The sequence below is a fragment of the Brevibacterium sp. LE-L genome (assembly GCF_050214925.1).
Classification (GTDB): domain Bacteria; phylum Actinomycetota; class Actinomycetes; order Actinomycetales; family Brevibacteriaceae; genus Brevibacterium.
The window spans coordinates 812292-833086 of record NZ_CP189759.1; the positions used below are offsets into that span (position 1 = coordinate 812292).

15 protein-coding genes and 1 tRNA gene are annotated in these 20795 nt (G+C 67.4%); 8 read left to right on the forward strand and 8 right to left on the reverse strand.

Annotated elements, in window-relative coordinates; translation table 11 throughout:
- Positions 1–225 precede the first annotated feature (225 nt).
- Together cysS and rlmB are read left to right on the forward strand one after the other, a co-directional pair.
- Entirely contained in the window at positions 226–1677 is a 1452-nt protein-coding gene (gene cysS / locus ACQE2J_RS03575) for a cysteine--tRNA ligase (protein ID WP_426937085.1), read from the forward strand.
- 62 nt (positions 1678–1739) lie between these two features.
- Positions 1740–2678 carry a 23S rRNA (guanosine(2251)-2'-O)-methyltransferase RlmB gene (rlmB, locus tag ACQE2J_RS03580; RefSeq protein WP_135539198.1) on the forward strand — a complete coding sequence of 313 codons (939 nt, stop codon included), beginning with the start codon at positions 1740–1742 and terminating at the stop codon, positions 2676–2678.
- A 71-nt stretch (positions 2679–2749) separates the two neighbouring features.
- Here rlmB and ACQE2J_RS03585 read toward each other — a convergent pair whose 3' ends face one another.
- The 4 genes from ACQE2J_RS03585 to ACQE2J_RS03600 form a co-directional block, all read right to left on the reverse strand.
- The gene (locus ACQE2J_RS03585; RefSeq protein ID WP_426937086.1) at positions 2750–4255 is read right to left on the reverse strand and encodes an amino acid permease; all 1506 of its coding nucleotides are present in this window, start codon (positions 4253–4255) and stop codon (positions 2750–2752) included.
- Between the two features lie 199 nt (positions 4256–4454).
- Positions 4455–5276 carry an SDR family NAD(P)-dependent oxidoreductase gene (locus ACQE2J_RS03590; RefSeq protein WP_426937087.1) on the reverse strand — a complete coding sequence of 274 codons (822 nt, stop codon included), beginning with the start codon at positions 5274–5276 and terminating at the stop codon, positions 4455–4457.
- Positions 5277–5398: 122 nt separating this feature from the next.
- The gene (locus ACQE2J_RS03595) at positions 5399–6694 is read right to left on the reverse strand and encodes a DUF4032 domain-containing protein (protein ID WP_426937088.1); all 1296 of its coding nucleotides are present in this window, start codon (positions 6692–6694) and stop codon (positions 5399–5401) included.
- Positions 6695–6697: 3 nt separating this feature from the next.
- Positions 6698–7471, reverse strand: coding sequence for an ABC transporter ATP-binding protein (locus ACQE2J_RS03600; RefSeq protein WP_426937089.1), 774 nt, complete (start codon positions 7469–7471; stop codon positions 6698–6700).
- Positions 7472–7588: 117 nt separating this feature from the next.
- Here ACQE2J_RS03600 and ACQE2J_RS03605 point away from each other — a divergent pair, with 117 nt between their 5' ends.
- Together ACQE2J_RS03605 and ACQE2J_RS03610 are read left to right on the forward strand one after the other, a co-directional pair.
- Positions 7589–8602 (forward strand): LacI family DNA-binding transcriptional regulator, encoded by a 1014-nt coding sequence (locus ACQE2J_RS03605; RefSeq protein WP_426937090.1) that lies wholly within the window; start codon positions 7589–7591, stop codon positions 8600–8602.
- A complete protein-coding gene (locus tag ACQE2J_RS03610) occupies positions 8599–9690 on the forward strand; it encodes a substrate-binding domain-containing protein (RefSeq protein ID WP_426937091.1) in 1092 nt (363 codons plus the stop codon). Before ACQE2J_RS03605 ends, ACQE2J_RS03610 begins: the two co-directional genes overlap by 4 nt.
- An 84-nt stretch (positions 9691–9774) precedes the next feature.
- Here the strand turns inward: ACQE2J_RS03610 and ACQE2J_RS03615 are convergent, their stop codons facing one another.
- Positions 9775–10767: a trehalose-phosphatase gene (locus ACQE2J_RS03615; RefSeq protein ID WP_426937092.1), complete on the reverse strand. Its 993-nt coding sequence runs from the start codon at positions 10765–10767 to the stop codon at positions 9775–9777.
- Positions 10768–10783: 16 nt separating this feature from the next.
- On the reverse strand, positions 10784–12373 hold the full coding sequence (locus ACQE2J_RS03620; protein WP_426937093.1) for an alpha,alpha-trehalose-phosphate synthase (UDP-forming): 1590 nt from the start codon (positions 12371–12373) through the stop codon (positions 10784–10786).
- A gap of 65 nt (positions 12374–12438) precedes the next feature.
- Here ACQE2J_RS03620 and ACQE2J_RS03625 point away from each other — a divergent pair, with 65 nt between their 5' ends.
- The 3 genes from ACQE2J_RS03625 (at position 12439) to ACQE2J_RS03635 (ending at position 15776) form a co-directional block, all read left to right on the forward strand.
- The gene (locus ACQE2J_RS03625; RefSeq protein ID WP_426937094.1) at positions 12439–14445 is read left to right on the forward strand and encodes a serine/threonine-protein kinase; all 2007 of its coding nucleotides are present in this window, start codon (positions 12439–12441) and stop codon (positions 14443–14445) included.
- Positions 14446–14678: 233 nt separating this feature from the next.
- Positions 14679–15539: a DsbA family protein gene (locus ACQE2J_RS03630; RefSeq protein ID WP_426937095.1), complete on the forward strand. Its 861-nt coding sequence runs from the start codon at positions 14679–14681 to the stop codon at positions 15537–15539.
- A gap of 161 nt (positions 15540–15700) precedes the next feature.
- Positions 15701–15776 (forward strand) — tRNA-Thr (locus tag ACQE2J_RS03635).
- A gap of 122 nt (positions 15777–15898) precedes the next feature.
- Here ACQE2J_RS03635 and ACQE2J_RS03640 read toward each other — a convergent pair.
- Together ACQE2J_RS03640 and ACQE2J_RS03645 are read right to left on the reverse strand one after the other, a co-directional pair.
- Positions 15899–17911, reverse strand: coding sequence for an ABC1 kinase family protein (locus ACQE2J_RS03640; RefSeq protein WP_426937096.1), 2013 nt, complete (start codon positions 17909–17911; stop codon positions 15899–15901).
- Positions 17912–18073: 162 nt separating this feature from the next.
- A complete protein-coding gene (locus ACQE2J_RS03645; RefSeq protein ID WP_426937097.1) occupies positions 18074–19402 on the reverse strand; it encodes an MFS transporter in 1329 nt (442 codons plus the stop codon).
- Between the two features lie 102 nt (positions 19403–19504).
- Between ACQE2J_RS03645 and ACQE2J_RS03650 the strand changes: the two genes are divergently transcribed.
- Positions 19505–20791, forward strand: a complete 1287-nt coding sequence (locus tag ACQE2J_RS03650; protein WP_426937098.1) for a low temperature requirement protein A — start codon at positions 19505–19507, stop codon at positions 20789–20791.
- The last annotated feature ends 4 nt before the right edge of the window (positions 20792–20795 follow it).

A 20795-nucleotide genomic window follows, 5' to 3' on the forward strand; every position in this document is an offset into this window, starting at 1 on the left:
GGATCTTCGAGACCGGGGATCGCCTTCGCAGTCTCATCTGTGAGACCGGCAGGCACGTCTGAAGTCCGCTATACGAGAAAGGTTCCCGCAACGGACTTCATTGCATGATTCCACTTTACTGGGAATTCACTGTGCGATGTGCTGTACATCACGTGATGTGCATAACAGTCTGGTATCGAATGCGGGAAAACGGGGAAAGCGACCAAGCCCGGTAGACTTGTGGGCGTGACTATCTCGCTCTACAACACTGCCAGCCGCACGACTGAAGAACTGCGCCCCGTCCGCGACGGTCAGGTGGGGATCTACGTCTGCGGCGCCACGGTGCAGGGCGAACCGCACATCGGGCACCTGAGGTCTGCAGCGGTGTTCGACACCCTGCGTCGCTGGCTGCTCTACAGCGGCTACCGGGTGACGATGGTCCGCAACGTCACCGACATCGACGACAAGATCCTCTCGAAGTCGACCGAAGAGGGTCGTGAGTGGTTCGCTCACGCTTTCAAGTACGAGCGGGCCTTCACCGCCGCCTACGACGCACTCGACGTGCTCCCGCCGAGCAGCGAACCGCGTGCGACCGGGCACATCACCGAGATGATCGAACTCATCTCCCGACTCATCGAGGCCGGTCATGCCTACCCCGCACTCGACGGCAGTGCCGATGTCTACTTCGACGCCGCCTCGTGGAGCGAATACGGTGCCCTGACCAACCAGAAGCTCGAGGACATGGAGCTGTCCGAGGGCGCCGAGCTGCGGGGGAAGAAGGACGCCCGGGACTTCGCACTGTGGAAGGCGCACAAGGAATCCGAGCCGATCACCGCCTCCTGGCCCTCACCCTGGGGCCGGGGGCGTCCGGGCTGGCACATCGAATGCTCGGCCATGTCGACGAAGTACCTGGGGTCGAACTTCGACATCCACGGCGGCGGACTCGACCTGCGCTTCCCGCACCATGAGAACGAACTCGCTCAGTCGCGGGCGGCCGGTGACGGCTTCGCGAACATCTGGATGCATTCGGGCCTGCTCAACGTCGGCGGGGACAAGATGTCGAAGTCCCTGGGCAACTCGGTCTTCGCCTCCGATCTGTTCGAACGCTTCAGCCCGTTGGCCGTGCGCTACTTCCTCACGGGAGCTGGTTACCGGTCGATCCTCGACTTCTCGACCACGGCGATGGAACGCTCGGCGGCTTCGCTCGAGCGTCTGCAGAACTTCCTCCAGCGTGCCCGCCAGACGCTCGGCGCGCAGGCCCCCGCGCTGCCGGACGTCACCGACGGCTACGCCGGACGCAGCGTCGACGTTCCCGTCGAGTTCGCCGCGGCCCTCGATGACGACCTCGGTGTGCCCAGAGCCCTGTCTGTGGTCTTCGCGACCGTCACCGAGGGGGCGAAGCTTCTCGATGCCGGAGGTGATTGTGAGGGTCTGGCGACGGTCGTCGCTGAGGTCGAACTCATGCTCGACATCCTCGGCGTCAATCCCAGCGCCGAGGCATGGACCGCATCTGCGGCCGATGCGAAGGCCGAATCCGCGCTTGACTCCCTCGTCGCCGCACAGGCGGAGAAGCGGGCCGAGGCGAAGGCGGCAAAGGACTATGCCACCGCGGACGGCATCCGCGACGAACTCGCCGCGGCCGGCGTCATCATCGAGGACACGGCCGACGGTTACCGCTACCACCTCGGCGAGGGCTGAGGACCACGAACTTCGGTCATGGGCGCAGGCCCGTGACTCCCAACGCATCCGATAGGAATCACATGGCTTCCACACCCCGCTCCGGCGGTTCGAAGAAGGGTCCGACCAAGGGGTCGGGCGGTAAGAACAAGCGCAGCCTGCGCGGCAGAGGGCCGACGCCCAAGGCCGAGGATCGCGTCTACCACAAGGCACACAAGGCCGCGCAGCACCGGAAGTCCGCGAACGCCTCGGCGCAGGCGAAGCGGAAGAAGAAGGAGCTCGGGCCGAACATGGTCGCGGGGCGCAACTCGGTGCTCGAAGCGCTGCGTGAAGGCGTTCCGGCCACCGCGATGTACGTGTCCGGGCGCATCGACTCCGATGACCGGGTCCGTGAGGCCATCACCCTGGCCACACAGCGGGGGATCTCGATGCTCGAGGCGAGCAAGCCCGATCTCGACCGGCTCACCGATGACGCGATCCACCAGGGCATCGCCCTGCAGGTGCCGCCGTATGACTACGCCGATCCCTCCGATCTGCTCGACTACGCGGCCGATCGCGCCGAGACTCCGCTGCTGGTGGCTCTGGACGGCGTGACCGATCCGCGCAACCTCGGTGCGATCGTGCGTTCGACCGCGGCCTTCGGCGGGCACGGAGTGATCATCCCCGAACGTCGCGCCGCCTCGATGACGGCCGCGGCATGGAAGACCTCGGCCGGAGCCGCCGCGCGGATCCGCGTCGCCCAGGTCGTCAATCTCGCCCGGGCCATCGATGAGCTGAAGAAGCGAGGCGTTTTCGTCGTCGGCCTCGACATGGACGGCGACGTCGAGCTGCCGGAACTGACTTTCACCAGGGACCCGCTGTGCATCATCGTCGGCTCCGAAGGCAAGGGGCTCTCGCGTCTGATCTCGGAGAAGTGCGACCAGATCGTGTCGATCCCGATCGCCGCGACCACCGAGTCGCTCAACGCCGGCATCGCCGCGGCCGTCTCCCTCTACGAGGTGGCCCGCTCCCGCCGCCCCTGACCCTCCCCATTGCTACCCGACGGCGGCCCAGCAACCTCGCGCGAGGTTGCTGGGCCGCCGTCACGTAGCAATTAGGGGTTTACGGTGGTGCGGTAGCTGGTCTCGGACAGCTGCCCGACGACGGAGTGGCGGCGGCTGTAGGTGAAGTAGACCAGCGCACCGACGGCCATCCAGACGCCGAAGACGATCCAGGTCCGACCGCCGAGGTTGACCATGAGGAACGCACACGCCAGCGCACCCAGCGCCGGCACGACCGGGCCGAAGGGGACCTTGAACGACCGGTCGAGATCGGGGCGCTTGAAGCGCAGGTAGATGACGGCGAGATTGACGAGGCAGAACGCGAAGAGCGTGCCGATGCTCGTGGCGTCGGCGAGTTCGCCCAGGGGGATGAACGACGCGGTGAACGCCACGAGTCCGCCGATGATGAGCGTGCCGACCAGGGGAGTGCCGGTGCGCTGGGAGACGCGGCTGAAGATCTTCGGCACCATTCCATCGCGGGACATCGTCAGCAGGATCCGCGACTGCCCGTAGAGGACCGTGATGACCACGGAGAAGATCGCGAGCACCGCGGCCACGGCGAAGAGGAGCACGGCGATGTTCGACCCGGTGATCTCTTCGACGATCTGGACCAGCGGGGCGTGTGCGGACTCGAACCACTGCCAGTGACGGGCACCGATCGCGGTGACGGCGACGAGTACGTACATCGAGGTGACGATGAGCATGGAGAAGATGATCGCCCGCGGCAGGTCACGCCGAGGGTTCTTCGCCTCCTCACCGGCTGTCGAGGCGGCGTCGAAGCCGATATAGGAGAAGAACACGCTCGAGGCGGCCGCGGTGACACCGGCGGCGCCCATCGGCAGCATCGGAGCGAAGTTGCCGGCCTTGAAAGCAGTGAAGGCGACGATGGCGAAGAACACGAGGATGCCGAGCTTGACGAAGACGAGGACCGTGTTGACGATGCCGGACTCTCGGGCACCGCGCATGAGCAGCACGGTCGCCAGAGCCACGACGACGAGCGCGGAGACGTTGATGACCCCGCCGGGATTGTCCGCCAGACCGGGTCCTGTGGTCAGCGCAGCCGGCAGCTCGAGACCGAAGACGCGCAGGGTCTCATTGACGTAATCGGCGGCTCCGACGGCGACCGCGGCCACGGAGACCGCGTATTCGAGCACGAGACACCAGCCGCAGACCCAGGCCACACCCTCGCCGAGGGTGGCGTAGGAGTACGAGTAGCTCGATCCCGACACCGGAACCATGCCCGCCATCTCGGCATAGCTGACTGCCGAGAGCAGCGCCGTGAGTCCTGCGAGGACGAAGGCCAGCCAGACGGCGGGACCCGCAACGGGAACGGCTTCGCCGAGGATGACGAGGATTCCCGTGCCCAAGGTGGCGCCGACGCTGATCATCGTCAGCTGGAAGACGCCGAAGGTCCGACGCAGACCACCGGACTCACCGGACTCCGCTGCGGCCTGCGCTTCTGCGGTCATGGCGCTGATCGATTTGCGTCGTCCCAGCTGCCGCAGCACCCCGGTGGGGGTGGGTGTCGGCGGGGTGGATGGATCAGGCGAAACGGTCATATACATAGTTTTGCATAAAAATACATGACTCTTCGGGCGGGAGCCCCGCGATCACGGGCATCGGCGGCATGAATCGTCGCGGATCTCACACCGCGATCCCGACGATCGGGAACGACACCTGCCGAACCCGACCGGCGAGATCTCAGACGTCGACCCCGACGACCGGGAACCACGCCTGCCGAGCCCGACGGGCGAGATCTCAGACGTCGGGGGTGAACCGTCCGTCCTGTGCCATCCACCCGCCGTCGACGAGCTGCGAATGGCCGGTGACGTAGCTCGAGGCGTCCGAGGCGAGGAACACGACGGGCCCGGCGATTTCGTGCAGGCGTCCCCACCGGCCCAGTGCGGTCTTGTCCGCGTAGGCGCCCCACCACCTCTCGTCGGCCTTGATCTGCTGGGTGAGCGGGGTGTCGAAGGGTCCGGGCAGCACCGCGTTCACGCGCACACCCTGCCCGCCGAGCTCGCTCGCGAGGGTCTTCGTCAGCTGCACGACACCGGCCTTCGCCGCGGCGTAGAGCCCCTGTCCGGGTTCGATGGCCAGTGCCCGGAACGAGGCGTAGGTGACGATCGAGCCGCGACCCCGGGCCGCCATCTCCCGACCGAACCCGCGCATCAGCCGGTACGTGCCCTTGAGGTTGATGTCGATGACCCGATCGAACTCGTCATCGCTGGTCGCCGTGAGGCGTTTGCGCACGTTCGCCCCCGGAGTGACGACGAGGGCCTGGGCATCGGCGTGGTCGGCGACGAGGGATTCGACCGAGTCCGTGTCCGTGATGTCCACGGCGCGGGCCTCAGCGGATCCGACACCGCGGGCGGAGATGAGCGCGGCGGTGTCCTCGGCGCCGCCGAGGTTGAGATCGGCGGCGATGACGTGGGCACCGGCATCGGCGAGGCCGATGGCGCTGGCTTGGCCCAGCCCGGATCCGGCCCCGACGACGACGGCCGTGCGTCCGCTGAGGTCGAACAGGGAGGTGATCGACGGGTTGGTCTCGTTCGTGGGCATCGGCTCGTTCGTGGTCATCGGGGTCCTTCCAGGGCGGAATCGGTGCGAGAGGGACGTCATCGTCGCCTCCGTCGAATTCCAAGGTATGCCCGCCGAGGCGGCCCCGCCCTCGTCGTTTCACCTTGTGGAACGGCGCGGGTTCAGAACTTCTTGCTGTCGACGTAGCGGATCTCGTCGGGCAGGTTCGCCAGGTAGTCGACGATGAAGTACGCGATGGCCTCCATCGTCGGGATGTCGCGTTGGCGGGCGCGGGCCATGGTGCGGCGGTGTTCGGCGAATTCGTAGAAGATCTGACCGGGCTCGAGCTTGCGGGTGAGATTCTGCGGGATCGCCTGGATGAGCGGTTTGTAGACCTCGTCGAGCCACCGGCGGGCGGCTTGGGATTCATCGAGTTCGTCGACCTCGGCGATCTCCGGGGCGGAGCGGAAGGAATCGAGGTCGTTGAGCATCGCGCGGGCCTGGTTCTCGTTGGCGCCGATGCCGGTCAGGCGCAGCAGACGCCGGGAGTGGTGGTTGGGTTCGACGATCTTCGGTTCGACGAGCAGGCTGATGCCGTCGATATCGGTCGTCACGGTCAGCTCGCCGAGGTCGAAGCCGAGGGCATTGAGTCGGCGGATGCGTTCGTCGATGCGCCAGCGTTCGTTGACGCTGAACTCCTCGACCCGGGTCAGCTCCGCCCACAGGGCGTTGTAGGACTCGCACAGGCGTTCGCTGGCCGCCAGCGGGTCGGTCTCCGGGGCGACGAGGCCCGCGGACTGAAGATCGAGGAAGTCTCCGGCGATATTCATCCGCGCGATCCGCAGATCCATGTTCCGCTGCCCGTCGGAGAGCTGATCGTGCAGCTCCCCGGTCTCGGCGTCGACGACATAGGCGGCATAGGCGTCGGCGTCGCGGCGGAAGAGCGTGTTCGACAGGGACACATCACCCCAGAAGAAACCGACCAGGTGGAGGCGGGCCAGCAGCACGGCCAGGGCGTCGACGAGGCGATCGCCGGTGTCCCGGGCGAGGTCCCGGGAGAAGAGGGCACGGTAGGGCAGGGAGAACTCGAGGTACGCGGTGATGAGTGCGCCGTTGAGCTTCTGGCCGGACGCGGTGGTGCGGCCGGTGACGACGGCGCGGGGTTCGACGAGAGGGACATCGAGGTTGCCGAGCGCACCGAGGATGTCGAATTCGCGCACCGCCTGCTTGTCCTCGGTCTCCTTGATCGCGAGCACCTCGTCGCCGATCTCGACATAGCGCACGACATGACGGGAGATGCCGCGGGGCAGACCGCCGAGCAAGGTCTCCGGCCAGTCGGCCAAGGGCAGATGCCAGGGCAGTTCGGCCAGCTGGGCATGGTTGGAATCCCGGATCGTGTGGATCTGCGGCGCAGGGGGACGGGCGATCGCGGCGGCGGTCCCGGCCGCGGAGTCACCGGGAGTCGGGGTGCCCGCCACGGTTCAGGAGTCCGTGTCGGAGATCGACGCCACGATCGCCTCGGCGAGTTCCGGTGTCTCCACCCCGATGAGCCGACCGTGGTCGAGGAAGGCGATCCGGTCGCCGAGGATCTTCGCGTCCTCGAGGTCGGAGGTGGCGTAGATGGTGGTCAGGCCGAACTCCTGCTGCAGTTCCTTGATGAGCGCCAGCGTCTCGGACTGCTGTTCGGGGACGAGGTTGACCACGGGCTCGTCCATGATGAGCACCTTCGGGCGGCGCACGACGGCCCGGGCCAGGGCCACGGTCTGCCGCTGCAGCTGGGTGAGGTCGCCGGGGACGGAATCGAGGATCTCGGTGAGGCCGATCTTGTCCATCACGGTTTCGACGCGGTCTGTGATCTCCTCGGCCGGCAGTCCGTCGACCCGGAGGGCGAAGCCGAGGTTGTCGCGCACGCTCATGTGCGGGTAGAGGGCGTAGCTCTCCAGGGCCAGGGTCACGTCGCGGTCGTTGACGGCGGCATGGGTGATGTCGACGCCGTCGATGAGGAGGGTGCCCGTCTTCGGGGTCTCGAGCCCGTGGAGCATCCTCAGGATCGTCGATTTGCCCGACCCGGAAGGGCCGTAGAGGACGAGGAATTCGCCGGTGTCGACGAAGAGGTTGAAGGGGTGTACGGATTCGGACGTCGTGTTCTCGTAGATATGACTGAGGCCATTCAACGACACCGTTGACATACGTCCTCCTTTGGGTAAATCGGTGAGCAGCTGGTCGTCGGTGACCTGGCGGGGATGCTCAGTCACCCTTATCCTACGGGGTGGATCGGTCGGGTGCTCAGTCTATTCGACAAAGCGTAGAGTGATTCTCAGCACGACCACAGTGCACAGATGCAGACATCGGCCGAAAGTAGACTGCAAGGTATGAAGGTCACGCTGGAGGAGGTCGCCGCCCGGGCGGGAGTGTCCCTGGCCACGGTCTCTCGCGTCCTCGGCAGGCGGGATGCCGTTGCCGCGGCGACGCGGACGAAGGTCCTCGAGGCGATGAACGAGCTCGGATACTCGCGTTCGACCCTGCTCCATGACGCGCCGAGGCGGCTTGTGGCGGTGAGCGCTCCGGGCAATCCCGAACATTGGCAGGTCCAGGTCTGCACCCGGGTGGCCAAAGCCCTGCAGGATCACGATCTGCTCGTCACCCGCCCGTTGGTCGAGACCGATCCGGAGCCGCTGCGGGTGGCGATCGATGCCGGTGCCGTGGCTCTCGTGACCCCGACCCTGACGAGTCTGCACACCGAGATCCCCTGCATCCGGGTCGACGAACAGTCCGCTTCCGGCGGTGACAACCCCGGCGGTGAGCCCGGCAGTGAGTCCGAGCGCGGCAGTGCCGATATCATCGCCGCCCGCCTCGACCTCGGCGGTGGGATGACCACGGCGTTCGAACATCTGCAGGCGATCGGGCACCGGAGGATCGGGCTGATCTGCAACGACAGCGGCGAACTCGCCGTGCAGCTCATCCGCCGCTTCCGTGCCGAGCACCCGGCGAGGAACCTCGGCCTCGACCTCGAGGACTGGATCGCCCGCGTGCCGAAGTCGTTCTCCGGCGGATCCCGGGCCGTCCTCGAGCTCAAGGATGCGACCTGCACCGCAGTCATCGTCCAATCCGCTCTGCAGCTGCACGGGGCACTGCACGGACTGCGCAACCGGCATCTGCAGGTGCCGCGGGACATGTCGGTCGTCGGCTTCGGCGACTCCCCGACGATGAAATTCACCGGCCCTCCCGCCACGGTTCTCGGTCTCGACGTCGAGGGCCTGTCGAATGCGCTGATCGCCGCGACTCTCAACACCCTGCGCATCACACCGACCGGACTGCCGACGGTGCCTCCGGTCTTCCGACCCCGACTCATCGCACGCACCTCGACGACGGCGGCCAGACAATGACCGGCCACCACCCGGGCCAGCCGCAGCCCGAACACAGGCACGTCCGCCTCTCCGAGATCGCCGGCGCCGCGGGAGTCTCGAAGGCCACCGCCTCCCGAGCCCTGCGTGACCCCGACTCGGTCTCAGCCGCTTCGCTGGCAAAGGTGCAGCAGGCGCTGGCCATCCTCGGAGCCGCCGGCCACAGCCCCGAGACCCAGCACATCGGACGTCCTCAGCCGGCGGGACCCGGGACCGGGGAGCCGCTCATCGCGCTCATCAAACCCGCCGTGTCCGCCGGCAACGTCGACCCCTATTCGCGGCTGGCAGAGATCCTGACGAACCGGATGTTCGCCCTGCGCATCGCCGTCGTCCACGTCGAGGCGATCGCCGAACGCAATGCGGCCCTGGCCGATACGATCCTCGGCGACGACCACGGCGGTCCGAAGGTCTCCGGCGCCATCGTCGTCGGCGGAGGGGCGGCCGGAGCGCTCGCCGGGATGCTCGGCGAACGCGGACTGCCGCTCATCCGCATCTCGAACGCCCGCCACGACGACGGGATCTCCCGCATCTACCTCGACGCCACCGGCGGCATCGACACCGCCGTGGCCCACCTCGTCCACCTCGGACACCGCCGCATCGGACTGGCGGTGCTGCGCGACTCCGCGGCACCGGCCCGCATCGCCGGATTCCGCAAGGCGATGGCCGGCATCCTCCACATTCCCGCCACCCGCGATCAGGCCCCCGTCGTCGAGGCCGCCGGCGGTGCCATGGCCGGTGTCGCCGCCGCCGATGAGCTCCTCGACCTGCGCTGCACGGCCGTCATCGTCTGTGCTCCGTCGCTGTCGTTCGGTCTGCTCGAGGCCGCGCAGCGTCTCAAGCTCGACGTGCCCCGGGACCTGTCGCTGCTCACGGTCGGCGACGTGCCGGACGCCGACGTCGTTCAGCCGCCGCTGTCGCAGGTCGTCTATGACTGGACGACTGTGGCGCAGTCGGCGATCGATGAGATCCGGACGATGATCGCCGCCGGTGAGAAGCGCGTGCACGTCGACTACACGGTCGACCCCGACCTTGTGCTCCGTGCCAGCGCGGTTCCCCCGCAGCGCCGCTGACGCCCAGGCGGGCGGAATCGGACCCGACCCTCGCCGAGGCGGCCGTGCCCGACCGTGGTTCGAGCCCTGGCTGGATAATCCAGTTCAGTGGCGACCGGCACCGAGGTGCTCGGCCCGTCCCCGGGCGAGGCGGCCGAGGAGTTCGGCGACGGCCGCGGGATCGGCGATCCGCCAGGTGGCCGCGGTCGCGGCGGTCCCGACCTTGAGGGTCAAGCCGGCGTCGAGGGCGGGCTCTGCCGAGTCCGCTTGAGCGTCGCCCGCGCCTGCAGGCGATGAGACAGGCGACGAGGCGGGAGCCGTGAGCTCGGCGAGGGCGGCGAAGGCGTCTTCGTCGGTGACATCATCGCCGAGGTAGCCCATCGCACTCGGTGCCCCGGCGCGGGCGAGCAGCCGGATGCCGTCGCCCTTCGTCGCCTGCTTCACCGCGAGTTCGGTGATGTCGTGGCCTTCGATGACGCGGATGGCCGGGAACTCCTCAGCGACCTCGGTGGCGTGCTCGTGCAGGGCCGCCGCGACCTCGGGGGCGACACCGCGCGTGTGCACCGTGCGCGAATAGGGTTTGCGCTCGACGAGGACATCGGAAAAGCCTCCCGCCTCGGGCAGGGCGTGTTCGAAGGCCGCGATGTGCGCGTCGATGGCCGCGAGCATCTCCTGCTCGTGCGGTGTGAGCTCGGGGGACCGGGTGAGCGCTGAACCCGCGCCGACATCAGCCTCGACGTCGAGATGAGCATCCGTGCCGAGTTCGGAACCCGCACCGGGATCGGCTTCGGCGCCGAGGTCGGCTTCGGCGCCGTGGGAACCGATCATCCACACCGCTTCGGGCACCTGCGTCAGCCGCTGCAGGGTCGCGATGTCACGGCCGGAGACCAAGGCCACCCGAGTGTGCGGCAGCCGGGCCAGCTCGGCGATGGCCGCGGCCGAAGCCGGCACCATCCGGGACGTCTCCGGATCATCCTGCAGAGGAGCGAGCACCCCGTCGAAATCCAGGGCGAGGAGCAGCGAATCGGCGGTGACGAGCTCACGCAGATCCACCTCGGCGGGGGTCATCAGGGCAGGGGAGGGCACTGTCGTTTCCATTCTCACCAGGTGTCTTCTAGCGGGCGGTGGAGATCTCGGAGACCCAGTCGGCGTCCTCGGACCGCTGCGCACGATCCGACGGCGCTGCCGGGGTATCCGGTGGGGGAGCGGTCCGGCTCTTCTGCACCACGGGACGGTCGGGGACGATGGCCTCGGGATTGTGTTTGATGTGGTCGAGCTCGGCGAGGAAGTTCTTCGACCACAGACTCACGGTGTCCGTATCGACCTTCCGCCGCATCTGCCGCATCCGCCGCGTGCGCGTCTTCTCATCCATCTCCACGGCTTCGAGGATTCCGGCCTTGAGGTTGCCGATGTCGTGCGGGTTGACCATCACCGCCCCCTTGAGCTGCTCGGCCGCGCCCGTGAACTCGGAGAGCACGAGCGCCCCGTCATCGTTCTTCCGGCACGCCACGTACTCCTTGGCGACGAGGTTCATCCCATCGCGCAGAGCGGTCACGAGCATGACATCGGCGGCGAGGAAGAACGCGGTCATCTCATCGCGCGGATAGGAATGGTGGAGGTAGCGGACGGGAATCGATCCGACATCGGCCTGTTCTCCGTTGATCCGCCCGACGGCGAGCTCGACGTCATGCCGGATGATCTTGTACTGCTCGAGCCGCTCCCGCGACGGGGTCGCGATCTGGATGAGCACGACATCCTCGACGTTGAGCCGGCCTTCGGCAATGAGCTCCCCATAGGCCTTGAGCCGGTGCCGGATGCCCTTCGTATAGTCCATCCGGTCGACCCCGAGCATGACGACCTTCGGATTCCCGACATCCTCGCGGATCTGCCGGGCCCGTTCGACGATGTCGGGATCCTCGGCGAGCTGCTCGAGATACGGGGTGTCGATCGAGATCGGGAAGGCTTCGGCGCGGACGACATGCGCGGCCAGGGATTCGCCCTCGGGCACGAGGACCGTCGAGGCCTTCGTCGTGAAGTTCAGCCGACCACGGACCGCACGGCGGAAGTTCGCCGCATCCGCCGGACGCTGGAACCCGACGAGATCGGCGCCGAGGAGGCCCCTCAGGATCTCGTCCCGCCACGGCAGCTGAGCGAAGAGCTCATAGGGCGGGAACGGAATGTGGTTGAAGAAGCCGATGGCCACATCGGGGCGCATACGACGAACCATGAGCGGAACGAGCTGGAGCTGATAGTCATGGATCCACACGGTCGCGGACTCCGCAGCCACCTCGGCGACCTTCTGCGCGAAGCGCTCGTTGACCCGCACATACGCATCCCACCATGTGCGGTGGAACTCGGGCGGGACGATGACATCGTGGTAGAGCGGCCACAGAGTCGCGTTGGAAAACCCTTCGTAATACCTGCGGACATCCTCACTTGTCAGGGTCACCGGGGTCAGGTGCATGCCATCGATGGTGAAGGGGTCGAAATCCTGATCCGGCACCCCGGTCCACCCGATCCACGCACCCTCCTGGGCCTTCATCACGGGAGCCACCGCTGTGACCAAACCCCCAGGTGAGGTGCGCCATCCTCGGCTTTCGTCCTCGGGGTCGCGATCAACCGGAAGGCGGTTGGCCACCACGACGAAATCGCTGTCTCCGTACTGGGTTTCGGTGTGTGAATCGGCAGAGTTGACGGTGCTCATCTGCGCCTCCTCCTGTGTCGGTCCTTGGAATGAACTGTACTCGCTCGACTAGGCTTGGCCAGGTGATGGAACAGGAACTGGGGGGCTACCGCCTCATCGAGGAGCTCGGCTCGGGCGGCATGGGTGTCGTCTACCTCGGTGTCGACGGCGGAAACAACCCGGTCGCGGTCAAGGTCCTGCACCCTCACATCGCCAACGACGAGACCGCGCGCAAGCGCCTTGCCCGCGAGACTCGGACCCTGCGGCGCATCCGCCACCCGCGCATCGCCGAGGTCCTCGACGCCGAGCTCGACTCCGCGCAGCCGTTCATCATCACCGAATTCGTCGACGGGCAGACCCTGTCCGATGACGTCCGCGACAACGGCCCCTTCGCCGAGGATGAGCTCGTCCACTTCGGCCACGCCCTCCTCGACGCCCTCAACGCCGTCCACGAGGCCGGCGTCATCCACCGCGACCTCAAGCCCGCGAACGTGATGATCATGGACGGCGAACCGATGGTCATCGACTTCGGCATCGCGCAGGTCGCCGATGAAGTGCGAGTGACCGCGACCGGTCTCGTCATGGGCACACCCGGCTATCTCTCCCCGGAGATCGCCGACGGCAAGAGCTCGAGTGAGAAGACCGACTGGTGGGGGTGGGCCGCGACCATGGCCTTCGCCGCGACCGGCCGCAACCCCTATGGTTCCGGCCCCCTCGAAGCGGTGCTCGGTCGGGTCGCCATGGGCAAATTCGATCTTGACGGGGCACCGAGGAACTTCGTTCCGCTCATCGCCGCCTGCCTCGACCCGAAACCCGAACGCCGGCCGTCGGGGCAGATGATCCTCGACGCTCTCGTCGACATCGAATCCGGGCGGATGCCGCAGCTCGGATCGGGACCCAGCGGAGGAGCCGGCGGGGGAGTGCAGCGTTCGCCGAGCGGAACCGCGGTCATGCCCGCAGTCGATGACGGGCCGGGCGCCGGATTCGGCGCGGCCGGGGCGGCCGCCGGTGGCGCGGTCCTGGGCGGTGCCGCGGGGTATGGTGCCGCAGGTGTTGCGGGACAGGGCGGTCCGCACCCAGGACAGTACGCCGGTACTCCCGGTGGGCAGCCGCACTATCCCGGCGCCAGCAGACCATCGAACTATTCGGGCTCCGGCTACGGGGCGGACCAGTTCGGCAGGGGCGGGCAGATGCCCGGCCAACCCCAGCAGGGCACCGCTGCGCCGCTCGGCCCCGAAGGAAATATCCAGGCCGGCCCGGAATCCCCGCTGGCCGGAGCCGACCTCGGTCGGTCCGGATTCGCCCAGCACGGGCAGGGCGGCCACCCCGGACAGGGACTGGCACCCGGACAGGCACAGGGCTTCGTCGGGTCGAACGGTCAGGGGATGCAGCCGCAGGGTCAGGGTCCGTGGACCGGACCCGGCGGACCCGATGGTCAGGGCATTGCGCCCGGCGGCCAGGGGATGCAGCCCGGCGGCCGACCGTGGATGCCGATGACCTATCGGCGGGTGCGCAGCGGCGGTTGGGTCGTCTTCGGCCTCATCGTGCTCGGTGTGGCCGTCATGCCGTTGAGCCCTCTGGTCGTCTGCCTCATCGCACTCATCTGGTCGGTTGCCGCACGCACCGGTACGCGTCTGGATCGGAAGGTCCAGCGGTATCGGTTCGACCGCGGATTGGAGACGGGCGGATTCGGGCGGGCGCTCGCCTCGGCGCCTGGCGCTGTCCTGGCCTCGGCCCTGACCTCCGTGGCCTCAGTCATCCTGCCGGCGATCGCGGCCACCGCCGCACTCGTGCTCACTCGCCTCGACATCGGCGGGGTCGTGCCCAGCGGAGCCTCCGAACAGTGGTCGGTGTGGACGGCCGGAGCCGCGGGCGCCCTCGTGCTGTGGGTGGGTCCTGGAGCGTCGAGTCTGCGTTACGGTTCGCGGCTGCTGGTCTCGGGCGCCACCCGCAATCAGCTCGGGCGTCTCATCGCTCTGGCCGTGATCGTGCTGCTCGTGATCCTCGCCCTGATGGTCATTCAATCGGGTGCGGCCATGTCCTGGTGGCCGCTGACGATCAGCCCCTTCGATCACCTGCCCGGCCCGGTGTGAGCTGAGCCGATGCGTGCTGCCGATGCAGCCTGGGCGAGCCGAAGCCGTGTGCGCCGCGACGAGGCGCCCTCACCGGGCGGCAGGTAGTTGAACGTTGTAGTTGAACCTTGAATATTTCTGGGAATCGGTCCCCGACGGGTTTCGGTACAGTGGTGCCGTCGGGGAGCGGAAGGCATCCCGAACCGTTCGGGCCCCAGGCCGCACCGATGTCAGACGATCCAACGTGAGGAACAATGGCGAAGAACAGCTCCGGAGACGATAAGCGGAACAAGGCGCGCGCGAACGCCCGTCAGATCGCGGCGAATCAGGCGAAGAAGGAGAAAACCGCAAAGACGGTCCTCTACGTCGGCATCGGCGTCGTCATCGTCGCGGTTCTTGCCGTCGTCGGTGTGCTCGTCTTCCAGCAGAGCAAGCCTGCAGCGAACCCCGAGAACTACATCGCCGACGGAATCACCGTCGGCAAGGACGAAGCACTCGTGCAGCCGTTGAAGATGCCCGAAGGTGAGAGTTCGGACCTGCCCGCGCCGAGCGAGGCCGGAGCGAAGAAGGACGCTGCCACGGTCACCGTCTACCTCGACTTCCAGTGCCCCGGCTGCCAGGCCTTCGAGCAGACCAACTCGTCGATGCTCAAGAAGCTCGCCGATGAGGGATCGATCGTCGTCAACTACAAGCCGGTGTCGTTCCTCGACCGCATGTCCAGCGGCAACGAGTACTCGACCCGGGCGGCGAACCTCGCGGCGTGTGCCATCGACAGCCAGCCCGAGAAGGCCCTGGACCTCTTCGACGCCCTCTACGCTCAGCAGCCCGAAGAAGGCGGCGACGGGCGCAGCGACGAAGAGCTGCTCGAGGTCGCCGAGAAGGCCGGTGTCGACACCTCGAAGAAGCTGTCGTCTGATTCCGAGCAGACCGTGAAGTCCTGCGTCAGCGAGAAGGGCTTCGAGAAGTTCGTCGAGAAGTCGAGCCAGGATGCCCTGGACGACGGCGTCGAAGCCGCCCCGTGGGTGCTCATCAACGGCAAGCACACCGACAAGACCAGCGACGCGCAGGCTCTGGCCGCCGAGATCCTCAAGGCGACCGGAGAGTTCAAGGGCTGATCGCCTGAGGCTTCCGGCCCGGGACCGGACTGGACACGGACCGGAACCAGCCTAGCCCGCCCGGCCGGGGCTGGGGCCGGCCATCGTCGCCTCCGCGGTTTTGTGGCAGGCGCGGCCGATGGACTACTATCATGTAGGCGCAGACGCTCTGTCTGCGGCACGCCTCCTTAGCTCAGTTGGTAGAGCACCGCTCTTGTAAAGCGAAGGTCGTCAGTTCGAGTCTGACAGGGGGCTCCACCAGAACAAGCCCCGCGCACCGCTGGAAACAGCGGAGCGCGGGGCTTGTGCGTGTTCGTGTGCCGAAGGGCGCTGCCCGAAAGCTCGGTCGAGGACGGAGGAGCCGAGGCGCAGTCGTCGCGCTACTCGTCCGCGTCGCGTTTGAACACGAGCATGAGCGAACGCATGCTCAGCACGAAGCCGCCGAAGAGCAGCACGAAGCCGAAGAAGGAATACAGGCGGATGTCCTTCGTCAGCAGCGGCCCCTCATTGCTGGTGATGAGCATGATCGCTCCCACCACGGCGGCCCCGGCGAGGACGGCGACGATGAGCTGCTGGAACAGGCTGGTGAGGAAGCTGCGATCGGAGGGATTCTCGAGCACACGCATGTTCATCGAGAACCGGCCCCGTTCGAGGTCCTCGGTGATCTTGTTGATCCGGCGGGGCATTCGGTCGATCATCGGCATCAGCTGCAGCGCCCGACGCTGAAGCTCATCGGTGATCTTCGTGCCTTTGAGCTTCGACCTCACGAGCCTGTTGCCCTCCTGCCGGGACACGGCGACGACGTCGAAATTCGGATCGATCGTCAGCAGCGCTCCCTCCACGGAGGCCATCGCCCGGAAAGCGGCGCTGATCGGCGCCGGCACGGAGAACCGATGCGCGAGCACGAGATTGAACAGGTCGTCGAAGAGCTTCTGCCCCTGTGTCGCACGGGTGCCTCCGCCGTAGCGCAGGAGGAGCTCGCCGACGGCGCGTTCGACCTCTCGGTCATCGAGCCCGTCGGGCCGTCCGAGCAGTTCGATGAGTGAGTCGGTGGCTCCGGCACTGTCGTTCTGATCGATCGAATAGAGCATGAGGCCCAGAGACGTCTGCGTGCCCGGATCGAGCCGACCGACAGCACCGAAGTCGAGAAGTCCCAGTTTCCCGTCGGGGGTGATGAAGATGTTCCCCGCGTGCAGATCGGCGTGGAAGATCCCGTCACCGATGATCTGCTCGAGCGTGGCTCCCAGCAGCGTCGTCGCCAACCGGGATCGCTCGGCATCGCTGAGTCCGCTCAGCAGCTCCCCAGCCCGTGAGACCGGCTGACCGGGCAGCCGGTCCATGATCAGCAGGCGTTCGCCGCTGAGCTGCGGGTAGCCGTGCGGGACGGTGACGTCGAACTTCCCCGACCGTTTGAGCGAGGCCTCGATGCTGGCCATGTTGTCCAATTCGATCCGATAGTCGAGCTCCTCTTCGAGCGTATTCGCGAACCCCGCTGCCAGCGACTTCACCCCCAGATCCCGGCCCCAGGTCGTCGTCTTGTTCAGCCATGCCGCCAGCCTCAGGATGATGTCGAGATCCTGCGTGACCTGGTTGAGCGCCTTCGGCCGCTGCACCTTGACGATGACCTCCGTACCGTCGAGCAGTGTCGCCTCATGCACCTGTGCCACCGAGGCGGCCGCCAGGGGAGTGGGATTGATGTGCGCGATGACTTCGCCGATCGGTCGGCCGAGCCGCTCTTCGATGGCCGGTTCGATGACCGACCAGGGTTCCGGGGTGACCTGCGTCTGCAGGGTCTCGAGTTCACGGACGAACACGGGCGGGAGGATGTCTCGGCGGGTTGAGAGCATCTGTCCGAGCTTGACGAAGGTCACCCCCGCTTCGGCGAGGGATTCCTTGAGCGCCCGCGCGGTCTTGACCTCCCGACCCGGAGAATCCCCGCCGAAGCCGCGCAGCTGGGAACCGAGCCCGTGCCTGACGGCAATGGAGACGACCTGGGCATAGCGGCGGGCGCGGCGACGGCGGGACTTCCACCCGAAGAACAGCGACTGCGGGCCGGGCAGGGACCCGGTGGGAAAGGCCGCTTCGAGCATGACGAGGGCGCCGACGCCCAGGGCGAAGATCCAGCCGAGGGCGAGCACCATGAACAGCATCGCCACTCCGGGGGAGACGTCGAGGCCGCTGACGTTCTGGCCGGTCCCGGCCCGGTAGAGGTACTGGACGGTCACGGCCACGACGGCGCTCATGACGAGGCCGACGGCCAGCGTGCGGGGCCAGCCGGTGGGAACGCCGACGACGCGGCGGACCACGGTGGCGGCGAACCACGACTGCAGGAAGAGGAAGACGAGTGCGGCCAGGCTCACCAGCACATATCCACCGACGTCCAGTGCTTCCATCGATGACTCTCCTGATCCTGTTCGGGCTGTCAGCCGAACTTCGTTGAACCGGTCACCACCAGCCTAGTCTGTTCACCGAACGGGGTGCCGTGGCCCGGGTTCAGCCTGTGCGGGGCGAGCCTGTGCGCCGCCCGTCCCACCTCAAAGGCAGCCCGCCCGGGTTCAGCCCGTGCGGGGCGGGTCGAGGCGTCGCCGCCTTCCGGGCAGCCCGACCTGGCGGGCCCAGATGAGGATCCACGCCGCGCCGAGGAAGGCGAGCAGTCCCGGGAAGAGCACCCCGAACCGCAGGGTGGTCACAGTGATGATGAGTGAGAGCAGCGTCGGTCCGCCGAGCTTGCCGCCGTTGTTGAAGATCGCCCAGATGCCGAGGAACCGAGGCCGCCCGATCGCCGGGGACAGGTCCGCACCGATCGTCATGTTCACCCCCGCGCCGAGACCGTTGCCGAAGGCCATGACGGCTGCGGCGATGACCATCCCGGTCAGATCGGGCACCGCGACCATGACGACGAACCCGGTGCCGAAGATGCTCAGGCAGGCGACGAGGGTCGCAACCCGACCGAGGTGATCCTTGATGTACGCGCCGAGGAACATGACGATGAGCTCGAGCCCGGCCCCGAAGGCGATGACCAGGGAGATCGACGATTTGTGGAGTCCGATCTCGACGCCCCACAGCTGGATGACCACGGGCTGGGCGGCACGGGCGGCCGCGAGCGTGATGATCGTGATGCCCACGAGCACCACCGACTTCCACCGCACCTCCCCGGGTGGGCGGCGATCCTTCTTCGGGCCCTTCCCCCGTCCGGATCCGGTCGCCGAGGCGGCTGAGGGCCCGTCGTGGTCGCCCGGTTCGGTCGATGCCGAGGTGGGGGCCGCCTCGGGGTCGGAATCACCCGCCGAGGCGGGAGAGGGACGATCGTCGAATCCCGGGATCTGCGCGATCGGCAGGGCCATGATGACAATCGCGGCGACGGCGGTGAGGGCGGAGAAGACGAACACCGACCAGATGGGGAAGACGAGCATGAGGCCGGCACCGATCATCGGTCCGATGAGGTTGCCCACCCGCTGAGTCCCGCCGAGCGCGGTCATCGCCTTCGCGAGGTCGGCCGAGGGCATCACCTCGGCGACGACCGCCTGTCGGGCCAGACTCCACACGTCGGAGACGGGACCGAAGAGCATGAGCGCGACCGTGTAGACGAGCAGCGAGGCCGGGGACTCCCAGATGAAGGCCGCCACAATGGCGCTGAGGACGAGGATCGCGGCCGCCGTGGACACGGCCATGGCCCGGAAATCGCCGAGGCGGTCGATGAGGATTCCGGCCGGCACCGTGGCCGTCAAGGACACAGCCCCCATGATGCCGACGATGGCCGCGGCGAACGCCTGCGTCGAGCCCAGCGACAGCGCACCGAGGACGAGGATCGGCATGATCGCACCCAAGCCGACGGCGAAGAGCGCGAACGGCACGAGCACCGGCCACAGGATGGGTTTGAGCACGCCACAAGCTTAGTTGAGGCCACAGACGAGGCAGGCCGCGTTCCACGACATTCGCTCGGTCTTAGACTGTACGGGCACCGCGACCGACCGTCTGGAGGACCGATGGCCACGCCGACCGCGCCGGGGACAGAGAAGGCGCCGCCGCGCTTCCGTCTCATGCCGATGCACCCCCGTGACCCGAACGAACCGGGCCGGGCGGCGAGTTCGCTCGAACTGTTCTTCGACCTCGTCTTCGTCATCGCCGTCTCCATCGCCTCGGCTCACCTGCGGGACGCGGTCACGGCGGGCCACCTCGGTGAGGGGGTGGGAAAGTACCTGCTCGTGTTCTTTGCGATCTGGTGGGCGTGGATGAACTTCACGTGGTTCGCGACCTCGTTCGACGTCGACGACTGGGCCTACCGGGTGCTCACGATCGTGCAGATGGCCGGGGTGCTCGTGCTTGCCGCCGGGATCGAACCGGTCTTCGCCCACGGGGATCTGCGCTTGCTCGTCGCCGGTTATGTGCTCATGCGCGTGGTGATGATCTCGCAATGGCTGCGGGCATCGCGGCGGGCCGGTCCTGCACGGCCGACCACGCTGGTCTATGTCGGCGGGATCGCCGTGGCGCAGGTGCTGTGGGTGGCGTGGTTGTTCATTCCCACCTCTTCGGGAGCCGTCATCGGGACGCTCCCGACCGCGGTGCTGATCTGCCTCATCGTCTTCGAGCTCGCGATCCCCGTCGTCGCCGAGACCCGCGGGACGACTCCGCTTCACCCGGAGCACATCGCCGACCGCTACGGCTGCTTCACGATCATCGTCATCGGCGAATCCCTCCTCGCCTCGGCGAACGCAGTGTTCGGAGCCTTTTCCGAGGTCGACGAGCTGGTGCCGCTCATCTCCTTGGGCGTGCTCTGCCTGATCGTCACCGCGGCCATGTGGTGGATCTATTTCTGGCCGCCGCACCATCGGATGCTCACGGGCCTGCCCGCGGCGCTGACCTACGGCTACGGCCACTACCTCATCTTCGCCGCGGCCGGTGCGTTCTCCGCCGGGGTCGGCATCGAGGTCGACTCCCAGCTGGGAGTCAGCGCGCTCGACCCGGTGGCGGCGACCTTCACCGTGTCCGTGCCGATCGTCCTGTTCGTCCTCGGGGTGTGGCTGCTTGCGATCCGTGCCAGCGCCCACTGGGTGATCAACCTCGCCGTGCCCGTGTGCGCAGTCCTCGTCCTCCTCGACCCGATCATCCCGATCCCGACGTTCCTCACGACCCTGTTCATGATCGCCATCGTCGCCGTCCTCGTCGTCTGCCCGCCGAAGGACGACCCCGACCCGGGCGCGAACCCGGCCGACGGCACCGAGGCGGCTGATGGCACCGAGGCGCCCGGCGGCACCGAGGCGGCCGCGGGCTGAGTCG

Excerpts from the sequence above, each read along its gene's own strand:
- ACQE2J_RS03640 (WP_426937096.1), bottom strand. The coding sequence starts at position 17,911 with ATGGAAGCACTGGACGTCGGTGGATATGTGCTGGTGAGCCTGGCCGCA.
- ACQE2J_RS03650 (WP_426937098.1), top strand. The coding sequence starts at position 19,505 with ATGGCCACGCCGACCGCGCCGGGGACAGAGAAGGCGCCGCCGCGCTTC.
- ACQE2J_RS03630 (WP_426937095.1), top strand. The coding sequence starts at position 14,679 with ATGGCGAAGAACAGCTCCGGAGACGATAAGCGGAACAAGGCGCGCGCG.
- ACQE2J_RS03610 (WP_426937091.1), top strand. The coding sequence starts at position 8,599 with ATGACCGGCCACCACCCGGGCCAGCCGCAGCCCGAACACAGGCACGTC.
- ACQE2J_RS03625 (WP_426937094.1), top strand. The coding sequence starts at position 12,439 with ATGGAACAGGAACTGGGGGGCTACCGCCTCATCGAGGAGCTCGGCTCG.
- ACQE2J_RS03590 (WP_426937087.1), bottom strand. The coding sequence starts at position 5,276 with ATGACCACGAACGAGCCGATGCCCACGAACGAGACCAACCCGTCGATC.
- ACQE2J_RS03620 (WP_426937093.1), bottom strand. The coding sequence starts at position 12,373 with ATGAGCACCGTCAACTCTGCCGATTCACACACCGAAACCCAGTACGGA.
- ACQE2J_RS03615 (WP_426937092.1), bottom strand. The coding sequence starts at position 10,767 with ATGGAAACGACAGTGCCCTCCCCTGCCCTGATGACCCCCGCCGAGGTG.
- ACQE2J_RS03605 (WP_426937090.1), top strand. The coding sequence starts at position 7,589 with ATGAAGGTCACGCTGGAGGAGGTCGCCGCCCGGGCGGGAGTGTCCCTG.
- ACQE2J_RS03585 (WP_426937086.1), bottom strand. The coding sequence starts at position 4,255 with ATGACCGTTTCGCCTGATCCATCCACCCCGCCGACACCCACCCCCACC.
- rlmB (WP_135539198.1), top strand. The coding sequence starts at position 1,740 with ATGGCTTCCACACCCCGCTCCGGCGGTTCGAAGAAGGGTCCGACCAAG.